Raw genomic sequence first — 14,066 nt, 5'->3', positions numbered from 1 at the left:
CAGCCCGGATTATTTCTTGCCGGCAGCCGCCGCTTTCCGCGGCGCCGCGGCTGCGGCCGGCGCGCGGGCCGCGCCGATCGCGAGGCCCTCGGCCTGCAGGCGCTCGACCGTCTTGCCGCCCATGCCCTTCACTCTGCGCGAGAGATCGGCCGCGTCCTTGAACGGGCCGTGCGCGCTCCGCTCGTCGACGATCGCTTTGGCCTTCGCCGGGCCGATGCCCCTGATGCCGCGAAGCGCATCGTCGTTCGCGACGTTGACGTCGACGGCAGCCCATCCGTGCGCGGCCGCGGCGCACAGCGCGACCGTCGCGAAAAGTTTCTTCAGCATCTGGATCTCCGTGGGAAAGCGGCCGGCGGCTGCCGACCGTGAGACCCAGTCTAAGGAGGCGGGCGCGCCGCTTACAGCTGGCCGAACAGCCAACGAACGTAGCGATCGACGCCTTCCTGCACCGTCAGGAACGGCGCATCGTAGCCGGCCGCGCGCAGCTTCGTCTGGTCGGCCTGCGTGAAGCACTGGTACTTGCCGCGCAGCGCGTCCGGGAACGGCACGTATTCGACGAGCCCCTGCTCGACCTGCTCGGCAAGCGTGAGCGCCGGCTGGCCTTCGAGCGCGCGCAGCGTGTTGACGACCGTCGCCGCGATGTCGTTGAACGGCTGTGCGCGACCGGTGCCGAGATTGAAAATGCCCGATTTCTCCGGATGATCGAAGAAATACAGGTTCACCTTCGCGACGTCCTCGACCGACACGAAATCGCGCGTCTGCTCGCCCGGGCCATAGCCGCTGTACTCGCCGAACAGCTTGACCTTGCCCTCGGCGCGGAACTGGTTGAAGTTGTGGAACGCGACCGACGCCATGCGCCCTTTGTGCGACTCGCGCGGCCCGTACACGTTGAAGTAGCGAAAGCCCGCGATCTGGCTTTTCGCGCCCGGCATCACGCGGCGGATCACCTGATCGAACAGGAACTTCGAATAGCCGTACACGTTGAGCGGCGCCTCGACCTCGCGCTCCTCGACGAAGCGGCTCGAGCCGCCGTAGATCGCGGCCGACGACGCATACAGGAACTGCGCGCCCTGCGCGAGGCACGCATCAAGCACCGCGCGGCTGTAGCGGAAGTTGTTGTCCATCATGTAGCGGCCGTCGGTTTCCATCGTGTCCGAGCAGGCGCCTTCGTGGAACACCGCGCGCACCTTGCCGAAATCGCCGCGTGCGAAGCGCTCGACGAATTCGGTCTTGTCGAGATAGTCGTCGATCTCGCAATCGACGAGATTCTTGAACTTGTCCGCGCGCGTCAGGTTGTCGACCGCGATGATGCGCGTCTCGCCGCGCTCGTTCAGCGCCTTGACGAGGTTCGCGCCGATGAAGCCGGCCGCGCCGGTAACGATGAGGGTCATGATCGTTCTGCCGATAAGAGTGTGCGCACGGCGCGCGGCGGTGCGCGCCGTCGCCGTTCAATGAAACAGTTCGCCGTACTCGACGGTCGCGGTGCCGAGCTTGCCGACAACGATGCCCGCCGCGCGATTCGCGAGCACCACCGCTTCGACGAGCGGCAGCCCCGCGCCGAGCATCGTCGCGACGGTCGCGATCACCGTGTCGCCCGCGCCCGACACATCGTACACTTCGCGCGCGAGCGCGCTCACGTGCAGTTCGCCGTCGTTCGAGAAGAGCGTCATCCCCTCTTCCGAGCGCGTGAGCAGCAGCGCGTCGAGCGCGAGTTCTTCGCGCAGCTTCGTGACGCGCGCGCGCAGATCGTCCTCGGACGTCCACTGCCCAACGACCTCGCGCAACTCCGCGCGATTCGGCGTGATCAGCGACGCGCCGCGATAGCGCGCCCAATCGGCGCCCTTCGGATCGACGAGCACGGGCTTGCCCGCCGCGCGCGCTTTCGCAATCATCGTCGTCACGTGCGTGAGGCCGCCCTTCGCGTAGTCGGACATCAGCACGACGTCGTACGACGGCAGCAGCGCATCGAAGCGCGCAAGCCCCGCGAGCAACACCTCGTGCGTCGGCGACGCCTCGAAGTCGACGCGCAGCAATTGCTGCTGCTGCGCGAGCACGCGCAGCTTGATCGTGGTCGGCAGCGCCGGATCTCGCTCGAGATACGGCGTCACGCCGCTCTCGCCGAGCAGCTCGACGATCCGCTCGCCGGGCTCGTCGCGCCCGACCACGCACAGCAGGCCTGCCTGGCCGCCGAGCGTCACCGCGTTGCGCGCGACGTTCGCCGCACCGCCCAAGCGCTCCTCCTGCCGCTGCACATGCACGACGGGCACGGGCGCTTCGGGCGAGATCCGGTTGACGTTGCCGAACCAGTAGCGATCGAGCATCACGTCGCCGACGACGAGCACGCGCGACTTCGCGATCTGCTCGCGCGGCACGGCCCGCGCGGTCGCGGCGAGCGCCGTGCGCTTATTCGCGCTCGGAAGAGAAGGGCACGACATAGGGGCGTCCAATAGCGTGGTAATCGATGCCGAGCTCGGCCATCGCGTCGGGTTCGTACAGGTTGCGGCCGTCGAAGATCACGGGCGCTTTCAGCACCGATTTCAGATGCGCGAAGTCCGGGCTCTTGAATTCCTTCCACTCCGTGACGATGACGAGCGCGTCCGCGCCCGCGAGCGCGTCGTCGGCCGAATCGACGAAGGCGAGCCGCGCGAGCGCGTCGGGCCCGTCATGCAGATCGAGCGCGAAAACACGCCGCGCCTCGTCGAGCGCGACGGGATCGTACGCGCGCACCGTCGCGCCGCGCGCGAGCAGCGACGCGATCAGGCGCCGGCTCGGCGCTTCGCGCATGTCGTCGGTGTTCGGCTTGAACGCGAGCCCCCAGACGGCGAACGTGCGGCCCGCCAGATCGGCGCCGTAACGCTGTTCGATCTTGTCGAGCAGCACGTTCTTCTGCGCGTGGTTCACGTCCTCGACCGCCTCGAGAATCTTGAGCGGCTGACCGTTCTCGCTCGCGGTGCGAATGAGCGCCTGCACGTCCTTCGGAAAGCACGAGCCGCCGTAGCCGACGCCTGCATACAGGAAGTGATAGCCGATCCGCGGATCGGAGCCGATCCCGCGCCGCACCGCCTCGATATCGGCGCCGACGCGATCCGCGAGATTCGACATTTCGTTCATGAACGAAATGCGCGTCGCGAGCATCGCGTTCGCCGCGTATTTCGAGAACTCGGCCGAACGCACATCCATGTAGATCGTGCGCTCGTGATTGCGGTTGAACGGCGCGTAGAGCTTCTTCATCTTCTCGCGGGCGATCGCGCCCGCCGCGTCGTCGTCGACGCCGATGATGATCCGGTCGGGCCGCATGAAATCGTCGACGGCCGCGCCCTCCTTCAGGAACTCGGGATTCGACACGACCGAGAAGCGATGCTCGGCGCTGCCCTCGAGGCCGCGCGCGGCGAGCACCTCGTCGACCACAGCGCGCACGCGCTGCGCGGTGCCGACGGGCACCGTCGACTTGTCGACGATCACCTTGTAGCCCGTCATGTGGCGGCCGATGTTGCGCGCCGCCTCGAGCACGTATTGCAGGTCCGCCGAACCGTCCTCGTCGGGCGGCGTGCCGACCGCGATGAACTGGATCTCGCCATGCGCGACGCTCGCCGCGACGTCGGTCGAGAACGTGATGCGCCCGGCCGCGCGGGTGCGCGCGATGATTTCCTGCAGTCCGGGTTCGTGAATCGGCATGCCGCCGTTGTTCAGGATGTCGATCTTGCGGGGATCGACGTCGAGACAGAACACGTCGTGGCCGATCTCGGCGAGACACGCGCCGGTGACGAGGCCCACGTAGCCCGTGCCGATGATGGTGATCTTCATAAATATTCCGATGATTCGCTCGAGCGGACGACGTCCGCCCGGTTCAGGCCGCGGGCGGTGTCGCGCCGGCCCGCGTGGCCTGCCCCATTACTGCCTCGTTACTGCCTCGTTACTGCCTCATTACGCAACGGCGGGTTCGACGCGCCGCGGCGCATAGGTTTCCCATCCGCTGCATCCGGGGCACTGCCAATAGAAGAGGCGCGCCCGGAAACCGCAATTCTGGCACGTATATCGTGGCAGATTCTTGGTGCGCTGCTTGACGAGCGCGCGCATCATCTCGAGCTCCGCGCGGCGCGGCTCGTCGGCCGCGGCGATCTGCGCGTCGAGCAGGTGCAGCATGCCGGAGAGGTTCGGCGCCTTTTCCATCTGCGAGCGCGCGAGCGCATGCGCGACGTCGTTGCCGCGCAGCTGCGCGACGTACTGATAGACGACGTCGAGCAGATCGTTCGACGGATAGCGCTGCGCATACCCCGTCAGCAGTTCGGCGCCTTCGGCCGCCCGATCGAGCGCCGTATACGACTTCATCAGCTTGTCGGCGACGAGCGGCAGGTATGCGGGATTCTGCGTTTCGATCCGCCGCCAGTGCTCGATCGCCGCGCGATGGTCGCCCGCCGCCGCGGCCGCATCGCCCGACAGGATCGCCGCGCGCGCATTCTGCGGATTCACCGCGAGCGCGTCGCGCAGATGCTCGGCCGCGAGTTCGGCGCTCTTGCGCTGCAGCGCGTCCTGCGCAAGCTCGCAATGGAACTGCGAGATCTCCGTCGCAAGACGCGGCGCGCCCATCGATTCAATCCGCGTCGCGGTGTCGATCGATTTGATCCAGTCCTTCTCGATCTCGTAGATCGTGAGAAGCGCGCGCTGCGCGTCGAGCGCGTAGTCGCCTTCGGAGAGCTTGTGGAACGCCTCTTCCGCGCGGTCGAGCAGGCCCGCCTTCAGGAAGTCCTGCCCGAGTTCGAAGAGCGCGTGGTCGCGCTCGTTCACGGGCAGATCGTTGCGGCTCAGGAGGTTCTGATGGACGCGGATCGCGCGGTCCGTCTCGCCGCGGCGGCGAAACAGGTTGCCGAGCGCGAAGTGCAGCTCCACCGTTTCGGGATCGAGCTTCGCGACTTCGATGAACGCGTCGATCGCTTTGTCCGGCTGTTCGTTCAGCAGGAAATTCAGGCCGCGGAAATAAGAGCGCGGCAGGTTCGCGCTCTCGGACAGCAGCTTGTTGAGGTCGTAGCGCGACGCCATCCAGCCGAGCGCGAACGCGACGGGAATGGCGAGCAGCCACCAAAAATCAAGATCCATGCGACGTGTCGAAAAAAACCTGGGCCGCGCATCGTGCGCGGCGTCGGCATCGTTAAATGACGGGCGGCATCGGCGGCTGGTCGACGACGGCCGGGTTCTCGCGCACGGCGCGCAAGTCGCGCTTCAGGCGGCCGTTCTCCATCCGCATCCGGAAGATCGCGGGCAGCGCCGACAGCAAACCCGCGATCAGCCCGACGCCGAAAAACGCGAGACCGATCAGGATCAGCGGAGCCTGCCAGTTGTAGCCGGCGAGGAAATTCAGCGTCGCGCTTTGCGTATTGGCCAACGCAAGCACGAGCAACAGCACGAACACCAGCACACGGATCAACCAGACGATGAACTTCATGACTCCCTCTCTTTGACTGAGATTGTTCGGCGGCGCATGCGACTCCCCTTCGCAGCGCCACGGGCGCCCCGTATTGTAAAGGAAGCGTTTCGCGCTTCGTGAATCGCTTGCGCCGGCACTTGACGCGCTTCGCGAAACGCACGCGGCGCACGCCAAAGAAAAAGCGCCCGCAAGGGGCGCTTTCTTTCAGCCATGCTGGTTCGACCTCGGCTGCGACGGAACCGTCACTGGCCGTCTTCCGGCTCGTCGTTCTTCAACGGTTCGCCGGCGCGGCCGTCGACACGCTCACGCAATTCCTTGCCGGGCTTGAAGTGCGGCACGTGCTTCTCGGGCACCTGCACCTTCTCCCCCGACTTCGGATTGCGCCCGACGCGCGCCGGGCGACGGTTCAGACCGAAGCTGCCGAAGCCGCGAATTTCGATGCGATGCCCTTTCGACAACGCGTCGGACATCGCATCGAGCATCGTTTTCACCGCGAAATCCGCATCCTTCAACACGAGCTGCGGAAATCGCGATGCCAGCTGGGCGACCAACTCGGATTTGGTCATACTTCAGCAGACCTCGCGAGGCTTACTGGTTCTGGCCGTCGAGCTTCGCCTTCAGCAGCGCGCCGAGGTTGGTCGTGCCCGTCGCAGCGGCGCTCGAATCGGCTTGCAGGCCGCGCATCGCTTCCTGCTGCTCGGCCGAATCCTTCGCCTTGATCGACAGGTTGATGCCGCGCGACTTGCGATCGATGTTGATCACCATCGCGTTGACCTTCTCGCCTTCCTTCAGCACGTTGCGCGCGTCTTCGACGCGATCCTGCGAGATTTCCGACGCACGCAGGTAGCCTTCGACGTCCGGCGTCAGCGTGATGACCGCGCCCTTCGCATCGACCGACTTCACGACGCCGTCGACGATCGAACCCTTGTCGTTCATCGCGACGTAGTTGCTGAACGGATCGCCTTCGAGCTGCTTGATGCCGAGCGAAATGCGTTCCTTCTCGACGTCGATGCCGAGCACGATCGCCTCGACTTCATCGCCCTTCTTGTACTTGCGAACGGCTTCCTCGCCGGCTTCGCTCCACGACAGGTCCGACAGGTGGACGAGGCCGTCGATGCCGCCCGGCAGGCCGATGAACACGCCGAAGTCGGTGATCGACTTGATCGCGCCCGTGATCTTGTCGCCCTTCTTGAAGTTGCGGCTGAAGTCGTCCCACGGATTCGGCTTGCACTGCTTCATGCCGAGGCTGATACGACGACGGTCTTCGTCGATCTCGAGCACCATGACTTCGACTTCGTCACCGAGCTGAACGACCTTCGACGGAGCGACGTTCTTGTTCGTCCAGTCCATTTCCGACACGTGGACGAGGCCTTCGATGCCCGATTCCACTTCGACGAACGCGCCGTAGTCGGTGATGTTCGTGACCTTGCCGAACAGGCGCGTGCCCGACGGGTAGCGGCGCGAGATGCCTTCCCACGGATCGTCGCCCAGTTGCTTGATGCCGAGCGACACGCGGTTCTTCTCTTGGTCGAACTTGAGGATCTTCGCGGTGACTTCCTGGCCGACCGAGAGGACTTCGCTCGGGTGACGCACGCGGCGCCATGCGATGTCGGTGATGTGCAGCAGGCCGTCGATGCCGCCCAGATCCACGAACGCGCCGTAATCGGTGATGTTCTTGACCACGCCGTTGACGATCGCGCCTTCCTTGAGCGTCTCGAGCAGCTTCGCGCGCTCTTCGCCTTGCGTGGCTTCGATCACCGCGCGGCGCGACAGCACGACGTTGTTGCGCTTGCGGTCGAGCTTGATCACGCGGAACTCGAGCGTCTTGCCTTCGTACGGGGTCGTGTCCTTGACGGGACGCGTGTCGACGAGCGAGCCCGGCAGGAACGCGCGGATGCCGTTGACCATCACCGTCATGCCGCCCTTCACCTTGCCGGTGATCGTGCCCGTGACGAGTTCGTTGTTGTCGAGCGCCTTTTCCAGCGACAGCCACGAAGCCAGACGCTTCGCCTTGTCGCGCGACAGGATCGTGTCGCCGTAGCCGTTTTCCAGCGCGTCGATCGCGACGGAAACGAAATCGCCCGCCTGAACCTCAACCTCGCCCTGATCGTTCAGGAATTCCTCGATCGGAATGTAGGCCTCGGACTTCAGGCCGGCATTGACGACCACGAAGTTGTGGTCGACACGCACGACTTCGGCGGAGATCACTTCGCCGGCGCGCATGTCTTGGCGGGTCAGCGACTCTTCGAACAGAGCCGCAAAGGATTCGGTATTCGGGTTGGAGGTTTGCAGGTCGGACATAAAAATCGGTTTGTGCGTGGTTTCGCTCTACCGCCCGCGCCGGCCGCAACGGCTGGCGACGCGCCCGCGAATCCACACGGGGTTAAGGGTTTAACACACGCCTCGCGCGACGCGCGAAGCACCTACTGCGCTTTTGCCCCCGATCAGGCGGGCTGGCCGAGTTCCCGGTACCACGCGAGCACCTGTTCGACCGATTGCTCGATCGTCAAGGCTGATGTGTCGAGGGGCTTGGCGTCTGCCGCAGGCTTGAGCGGCGCGGCCGCGCGATTGCTGTCGCGCGCGTCGCGCTCCCGCAAATCCTGGAGCAAGTTATCCATATTAGCAGAAAAACCTTTTTGCATCAATTGCTTATGCCGACGCGCGGCGCGCGCCTCGACGCTCGCCGTCAGGAACACCTTCAGCACCGCGTCGGGAAAGATCACCGTCCCCATGTCGCGACCGTCCGCGACGAGCCCGGGCGTCTTGCGGAACGCGCGCTGCCGCGCGACGAGCGCCGCGCGCACCGGCGCGTGGACGGCGATCGCCGACGCCCGGTTGCCGACCGCCTCGGCGCGGATCTCGTCGGACACGTCGACGCCGTCGAGCTGCGCGCAGCCCTCGCGGAACGTGATGTGCAGGCCGTCGACCAGCTTCGCGAGCGCGTCCGCGTCGTTCGGCTCGACCTGATAGCGGATACTCGCGAGTGCCGCAAGCCGGTACAGCGCGCCGCTGTCGAGCAGGTGAAAGCCGAGGTGCGCGGCGACGAGCGCCGCGACGGTGCCCTTGCCGGACGCCGTCGGGCCGTCGATCGTGATAACTGGGGTCGGGTGAAAAGGTCGGGTCGATTTCATCGGATCAGTACGGCGTCACGCGTTCGCGAGCGCCAGGAAACGGTCGAAATAGTCGGGAAACGTCTTGCCGACGCACTTCGGATCGTTGATGCGCACGGGCACGCCGCCCAGGCTCACGAGCGAGAAGCACATCGCCATCCGGTGATCGTCGTAGGTGTCGATCGATGCGTTCGGCGTGAGTCGCGCGGGCGGCGTGACGACGAGATAGTCGGCGCCCTCCTCGACCGTCGCGCCGATCTTGCGCAGCTCGGTCGCCATCGCGGCGATCCGGTCGGTCTCCTTCACGCGCCAGCTGCCGATGTTGCGCAGCGTGCTCGTGCCGTCGGCGAACAGCGCGGCGACTGCGATCGTCATCGCGGCGTCCGGAATCAGGTTGAAATCCATGTCGATCGGCGCGAGCTTGCCGTGATCGTGACCGATGCCGCGCACTTCGATCCAGTCGTCGCCCATCGTCACGTTCGCGCCCATCTGCATCAGCGCGTTCGCGAAGCCGACGTCGCCCTGGATGCTCGCGCGGCCGACGCCCTCGACGCGCAGCGGTCCGCCGCCCAACGCGCCCGCCGCGAGAAAGTAAGACGCCGACGACGCGTCGCCCTCGACCATGATCGTGCCGGGCGACCGGTAGCGCACGCCCGCCGGCACCGTGAAGCGCTGCCAGCCGTCGCGCTCCACCGTCACGCCGAAGCGCGCCATCAGCTTGATCGTGATCTCGATATACGGTTTCGAGATCAGCTCGCCGTCGATCTCGACGACGCTCGCGCCGTCCTTCGCCTTCACGAGCGGCAGCGTCATCAGGAGCGCGGTCAGGAACTGGCTCGACACGTCGCCGCGCACGCGGATCGGCGCGTCGACCGAAATCGTCGCGGGCCGAATTCTGAGCGGCGGGAAGCCCTCGTTGCCCTCGTAGTCGATCTGCGCGCCGATCTGGCGCAGCCCGTCGACGAGGTCGCCGATCGGGCGCTCGTGCATCCGCGGCACCCCATGAATCCGGTAATCGCCGCCGTTGACCGCGAGCGCCGCGGTCAACGGCCGTACCGCGGTGCCCGCGTTGCCGAGGAAAAGATCCGCGGTCTTCGCGGTGAATGCGCCGCGCGTACCGCCGACGACGCAGGTGTCGCCGTCGCGGGACAGTTTCACGCCGAGCTTCGTCAACGCGTCGAGCATCACGCGCGTATCGTCGGAATCGAGCAGGTTCGTGACGGTCGTCTCGCCCTCCGCGAGCGCCGCGAGCAGCAGCACGCGGTTCGAGATGCTCTTCGAGCCGGGCAGACGCACCGTGCCTCGCGCATGGGAGAACGGGCCGAGATCGAGATATTCCATGTGAGATCCTGTTCCAGGAGTGTCTGAGCGGACAGCGGGAGCGGGCTTCGCGCCGCGCTCGCGCCATGCGGCGCGCGCGGCGCGCGAACGCGCGAACACGGTCTCGAGCGCGGCGCCGTCGCCCGCGTCGATCGCCGCGCGCAGCCGCGCGAGCACGGCGGTGTACGCATCGAGCTCGTCGAGAAGCGCCGCGCGGTTCGCGAGGCAGACGTCGCGCCACATTTCCGGGCTCGATGCGGCGATGCGCGTGAAATCGCGGAAACCGCCCGCCGCATACGAGAACTTCAGCTCGGCGTCGGACTCGCCGAGAATCTGCTCGACGAGCGCGAACGACAGCACGTGCGGCAGGTGGCTCACCGCCGCGAACACGCGGTCGTGCTGCTCGGCGCTCATCGCGCGCACGTCGGCGCGCGCCGCGCGCCACATCGCCTCCACCCGCGCGAGCGCGTCGGGCGCGTTCTCCGGCAGCGCGCACAGCACGACATTGCGGCCGACGTACAGATCGGCGAGCGCCGCCTCGACGCCGCTCGATTCGCGTCCGGCGATCGGGTGGCCCGGCACGAACTGGCCGATCCGCGCGCCAAGCGCCGCGCGCGCGGCCGCGACGACGTCCGATTTCGTGCTGCCTGCGTCGGTGATGATCGTCGATGCGTCGAGAAACGGCGCGATCCGCGCAAGAAGCGGCCCCGTCTGCGCGACGGGCGCGGCAAGCAGCACGAGATCCGCGCCCGCGAGCGCATCGCGCAGTTGCGCGTCGTCGTCGAGCGCCGCCGCGCGGTCGATCACGCGCAACGCAAGCGCGCGTTCGATCGACGCCGCCGAGCGGCCGACGCCGACCACCTCGCGCCTGCCGCCCGCCGCGCCGTCGCGCAATGCGAGCGCGAGCGAGCCGCCGATCAGCCCGACGCCGAAAATCACCAGTTTGTCGAAAGAAAAGCCTGACACGACGAGAGCCAAGTAACGCGCGTCCGGGACGGGCCCGGGCGCGCAAGGGTCAATATCGAACGGTCGTCTGCCCGACGCCCCGCGCGTTTGCATGCGCAACGCACGGCGCGTCATCCGGCCGACGCGCGCAGCCCGGGCGAGAAGAAGTCTGCCGCCGTGCACCCGCATCCGCCGTCGCCCGCGCTCGTTGCTGCACCGGACGGCGCAGCCGGCGCCACCGCGGCGCCGCCGCCGCGCGACGCAACGCGACGCGTCACCGCGCGCGCGGATACGAACCGAGAATCTTCAGGAACGCCGCCTTCTTGCCAAGCTCCGCGAGCGCGCCCTGGACAGCGGCGTCGTCGCGATGGCCTTCGATGTCGATGTAGAAGTAATACTCCCACGTGCCGACCCGCGCCGGGCGCGATTCGAAGCGCGTCATCGACACGCCGTGCCGCGCGAGCGGCTCGAGCAGCTTGAACACCGCGCCCGGCTCGTTCTTCACCGATACGATGAGCGACGTCTGGTCATGTCCGCTCGGCCCGGCCGGCTCCTTGCCGATGACGGCGAAGCGCGTGCGGTTGTGCGGGTCGTCCTGGATCAGCGCGTACGCGATCTGCAGCCCGTAGTGGGTCGCCGCGCGGTCGCCCGCGATCGCGGCGACCGTCGCGTCGTCGGCCGCGAGCCGCGCGGCTTCCGCGTTGCTCGCGACCGCCTGCCGCTCGAGATGCGGCGCGTTCGACGCGAGCCATTGCTGGCACTGCGCGAGCGCCTGCGCGTGCGCGCAGACGCGCTTCACGCCGTCGAGCTTGCCCGTCCGCGTGAGCAGATTGTGGTGGACCGGCAGCGACAGTTCGCCGCCGATCAGAAGCTGCGTATGCAGCAGCAGATCGAGCGTGCGCGACACCGCGCCTTCCGACGAATTCTCGACCGGCACCACGCCGAACGTCGCGGCGCCCGCCTCGACCGAGCGGAACACTTCGTCGATCGACGGGCAAGGCAGCCCTTCGATCGACTGGCCGAAGTAGTCGAACATCGCCTGTTCGCTGTAGGTGCCGACGGGCCCCAGGAACGCGACGTGTATCGTCTGTTCGAGATCGCGGCTCGCCGCCATGATCTCGCGCCAGATCGCGCTGATGTGCTCGCTCGCGAGCGGCCCGGCGCTCATGTCCTGCAAGCGCGCGATCACCTGCTGCTCGCGCTCCGGCCGGAACACGGGCGCGTTGAAGTGTTTCTTGACCTCGCCGACCTCGAGCGCGACCGCCGCGCGCTGATTCAGCAGCGCGATCAGTTGCGTGTCGATCGCGTCGATGCGCTCGCGCAGAGGCTTCAGGCGGGAATTGAGTTCGTCGTCCATGAATTGACCAGCAATGCGTGAGGAGCGGCGCGCGTCACGCGCAGCGCCGCTCGAAATCCTTCATGTACTCGACGAGCGCCTGCACGCCCGCGAGCGGCACCGCGTTGTAGATCGACGCCCGCATGCCGCCGACGGACTTGTGGCCCTTCAACTGCAGCAGCCCGCGCTCTTTAGCGCCGGCGAGGAAGTCTTCGTTGCGCGATTCGTCGGCGAGGAAGAACGGCACGTTCATCCGCGAACGCGCCGATTTCTCGACCTTGTTCAGATAGAAGCTGCTCGCGTCGATCGCGTCGTACAGCAGCTTCGATTTTTCGACGTTGCGCTTCTCGATCTCGGCCAGGCCACCCTGCGCCTTGAGCCACTTGAACACGAGCCCCGCGATGTAGATCGCGTAGGTGGGCGGCGTATTGTAGAGCGAGTTGTTGAGCGCGACCGTCTTCCATTCGAATGCCGACGGGCAGATCGACAGCGCTCGGTCGAGCAAATCCTCGCGCACGATCACGAGCGTCACGCCCGCCATTCCGATGTTCTTCTGCGCGCCGCCGAAGATCGCACCATACTTCCCGATCTCGATCGGACGCGACAGGATGTGCGACGACACGTCGGCGACGAGCGGCACGCTGCCGAGATCGGGGATGTCGAACGTCTCGACGCCGTCGATCGTCTCGTTCGTGCACAGGTGCACATACGCCGGATCGTCGGACATCCGCCATTCGGAGAACGCCGGCACGCGCGTGTAGCCCGCGTCCGTCTTGCCCGTCGCGGCGAGATGCGGCGTGCAGTATTTCTTCGCCTCGTTGAACGACTTCTGCGACCACGAGCCCGTGATGACGAAGTCGGCCGTCGCGCGCGAGCCGAGCAGATTCATCGGCACGATCGCGTTCTCGGCGATCCCCCCGCCCTGCAGGAACAGAATCCGGTAGTTCGCGGGCACGTCGAGCAACTCGCGCAGGTCGGCGAGCGCCGCCTCGTGGATCGACATGAATTCCTTGCCGCGATGGCTCATTTCCATCACGCTCATGCCGCTGCCGTTCCAGTCGAGCATTTCGGCGGCCGCCTGGCGCAGCACTTCCTCGGGCATCGCCGCGGGACCGGCGGAGAAATTAAAGACGCGCATCGTGAAAAACCTCGGAAGGAACCCGGCCGCTTCGAATCGGCGCGAATGCCGCGCGGGAAAAGAAAATGGCCGCTTGCGCTGTTGCGCAAACGGCCATTATCGCACTGTCCTGACGAACCCGCCAAACGCGGGCGACGAACGCCGCCCTGGCCGGCGAGCCTCAGCCGATGCGGCTTACTTGCCCGGCTTGACTGCCGCGACTTCCTTGTCGGCCTGGTCGCGCGTCGCCTTGATCGCCTGCGGCATGTACTTTTGCATCAGGCCGTTCACGACGTCACGGCCGACCTGATCCTGCACCTGGATGAACTTGCGGCCCGTCGGGCTCTTGTAGAACGTCGTCAGATCCTTGATCTCCGACGTGCTGTAGTACTTCGCGTACGCGTCGTACTGAGCCTGCATCGCGTCGTTCGTGAACTGCTGCGTGCCGAACACCTTGCCCGCGCCGTCGACGAGCTTCGGCACCGCGTTCTTCTGCAGCGTCGGCACGGCGGCCTGCTTCTGCTTGTCGTTCAGCGTCTTGTTCTCCGACAGCGCGTCCGACAGGATCGCCGGCACGAGCTGCTTCGACTGCATCTCGGCGCTGTTCGCGATCGCCGACACGAGCTTCGGCGCGTCGATTGCGTCGAGCAGATCCTTGATCGCCGCCTTCTTGTCCGCGTCGATCGGAGCAGCGGCCGCCGGAGCCGCGGACTGGTTCGACAGCGACTGCGCCATCGCGAACGCCGGAACCATCGCCGCCAGCAGGACCAGTTGCTTGAATCGTTTTTGCATCATCACTCCCTCATGAAAATATGC

Annotated in this window: 13 protein-coding genes and 1 pseudogene; all 14 read right to left on the bottom strand. The window is 66.4% G+C overall.

Annotation, left to right across the window (positions count from 1 at the left end):
• Window positions 1-9: 9 nt before the first annotated feature.
• Entirely contained in the window at window positions 10-327 is a 318-nt protein-coding gene (locus BTH_RS20590) for a ComEA family DNA-binding protein (protein ID WP_009889858.1), read from the bottom strand.
• Between the two features lie 71 nt (window positions 328-398).
• Window positions 399-1,391 carry an ADP-glyceromanno-heptose 6-epimerase gene (gene rfaD / locus BTH_RS20585; protein WP_009889856.1) on the bottom strand — a complete coding sequence of 331 codons (993 nt, stop codon included), beginning with the start codon at window positions 1,389-1,391 and terminating at the stop codon, window positions 399-401.
• Between the two features lie 57 nt (window positions 1,392-1,448).
• Window positions 1,449-2,435 carry a D-glycero-beta-D-manno-heptose-7-phosphate kinase gene (gene rfaE1, locus BTH_RS20580; RefSeq protein ID WP_009889854.1) on the bottom strand — a complete coding sequence of 329 codons (987 nt, stop codon included), beginning with the start codon at window positions 2,433-2,435 and terminating at the stop codon, window positions 1,449-1,451.
• Window positions 2,404-3,804 (bottom strand): UDP-glucose dehydrogenase family protein, encoded by a 1,401-nt coding sequence (locus tag BTH_RS20575; RefSeq protein WP_009889852.1) that lies wholly within the window; start codon window positions 3,802-3,804, stop codon window positions 2,404-2,406. The genes rfaE1 and BTH_RS20575 overlap by 32 nt, the downstream gene beginning before the upstream one ends.
• Before the next feature lie 120 nt (window positions 3,805-3,924).
• Entirely contained in the window at window positions 3,925-5,094 is a 1,170-nt protein-coding gene (lapB, locus tag BTH_RS20570) for a lipopolysaccharide assembly protein LapB (RefSeq protein WP_009889850.1), read from the bottom strand.
• Window positions 5,095-5,146: 52 nt separating this feature from the next.
• Entirely contained in the window at window positions 5,147-5,440 is a 294-nt protein-coding gene (locus BTH_RS20565) for a LapA family protein (protein ID WP_004195986.1), read from the bottom strand.
• A gap of 224 nt (window positions 5,441-5,664) precedes the next feature.
• Entirely contained in the window at window positions 5,665-5,988 is a 324-nt protein-coding gene (locus BTH_RS20560) for an integration host factor subunit beta (protein WP_009889848.1), read from the bottom strand.
• 22 nt (window positions 5,989-6,010) lie between these two features.
• Window positions 6,011-7,723 carry a 30S ribosomal protein S1 gene (rpsA, locus tag BTH_RS20555; protein WP_004189285.1) on the bottom strand — a complete coding sequence of 571 codons (1,713 nt, stop codon included), beginning with the start codon at window positions 7,721-7,723 and terminating at the stop codon, window positions 6,011-6,013.
• A gap of 143 nt (window positions 7,724-7,866) precedes the next feature.
• Complete coding sequence (cmK, locus tag BTH_RS20550) at window positions 7,867-8,553, bottom strand: cytidylate kinase CmK (protein WP_009889839.1); 687 nt, start codon at window positions 8,551-8,553, stop codon at window positions 7,867-7,869.
• A 15-nt stretch (window positions 8,554-8,568) separates the two neighbouring features.
• Window positions 8,569-9,873 carry a 3-phosphoshikimate 1-carboxyvinyltransferase gene (gene aroA, locus BTH_RS35740; protein WP_009889838.1) on the bottom strand — a complete coding sequence of 435 codons (1,305 nt, stop codon included), beginning with the start codon at window positions 9,871-9,873 and terminating at the stop codon, window positions 8,569-8,571.
• 105 nt (window positions 9,874-9,978) lie between these two features.
• A pseudogene (locus BTH_RS35735) lies at window positions 9,979-10,911 on the bottom strand (prephenate dehydrogenase/arogenate dehydrogenase family protein); the annotation flags it as partial.
• A gap of 160 nt (window positions 10,912-11,071) precedes the next feature.
• Window positions 11,072-12,154, bottom strand: a complete 1,083-nt coding sequence (gene pheA, locus BTH_RS20540; RefSeq protein WP_009889837.1) for a prephenate dehydratase — start codon at window positions 12,152-12,154, stop codon at window positions 11,072-11,074.
• A 34-nt stretch (window positions 12,155-12,188) separates the two neighbouring features.
• On the bottom strand, window positions 12,189-13,271 hold the full coding sequence (serC, locus tag BTH_RS20535) for a 3-phosphoserine/phosphohydroxythreonine transaminase (protein WP_009889835.1): 1,083 nt from the start codon (window positions 13,269-13,271) through the stop codon (window positions 12,189-12,191).
• Between the two features lie 174 nt (window positions 13,272-13,445).
• Complete coding sequence (locus BTH_RS20530; RefSeq protein WP_009904400.1) at window positions 13,446-14,042, bottom strand: DUF2059 domain-containing protein; 597 nt, start codon at window positions 14,040-14,042, stop codon at window positions 13,446-13,448.
• Between the last annotated feature and the right edge of the window lie 24 nt (window positions 14,043-14,066).

The sequence above is a fragment of the Burkholderia thailandensis E264 genome (genome assembly GCF_000012365.1).
Lineage (GTDB): Bacteria > Pseudomonadota > Gammaproteobacteria > Burkholderiales > Burkholderiaceae > Burkholderia > Burkholderia thailandensis.
The sequence above is the reverse complement of the archived record's forward strand: the minus strand, read 5'-3'. Positions and strand labels throughout refer to the sequence as shown.